General features: G+C 68.7%; 1 protein-coding gene. It reads right to left on the reverse strand.

The annotated features are described in order from the left end of the window. Positions 1-690 (reverse strand): IS21 family transposase (istA, locus tag AC0L3A_RS40810; RefSeq protein ID WP_473256590.1); only part of this gene is annotated, 690 nt, incomplete at both ends.

A 690-nucleotide genomic window follows, 5' to 3' on the forward strand; every position in this document is an offset into this window, starting at 1 on the left:
GCCTTGTCGCGCGGCTTGCGCGGCCGCGCCGGCAAGATGGCGGTGCCGTAATGCGCCGCCATCTCCGCGTAGGTACGATTGATCTGCGGGTCGTACAGGCTCGCCTTAATGACCGCGACCTTGGTGTTGTCGGGCACCACCAGCGCCGGTATGCCGCCGATCGCCGCGAAGGCGCCAACATGGGCGCTGATCCAGTCGGCGAGCCCCTGCGTCCACGTCGCCTGCGCGTAGGTGAAGCTCGATGCGCCGAGCACGGCGACGAAGATCTGCGCCGTTCTGCGCTCACCGGTCAGGCGGTCGACCACCACCGGCACGCCATCGCCGGCATAGTCGACGAACAACTTGTCGCCGGCCGCATGGGCCTGGCGCATCGTCACCGACAGGCGGCCCTCCCAGGCGCGGTAGAGCTCACAGAAGCGCGAGTACCGGTATCCGCCGGGCTCGGTGGCGATATATTCCTCCCACAGGATCGACAGCGTCACGTGCTTGCGTTTGAGCTCGCGGTGCACGGTCGCCCAGTCGGGCTCGGCGATGCGGCGGTGACCCTGACGGTTGCCATTGCCGGTCTTCGCGAACAGGCGAAGTTCCAGAACCGTGTCGGTGACGTCGTCTGGCAACGGCCAGCTCAAGCCCGCGGCCTCGAACCGCCGGAGCGCCAGGCGCACCGTCGAGGGCGCCGCGCCCACCCGT

The organism is Bradyrhizobium sp. MI1.3 (genome assembly GCF_055811695.1).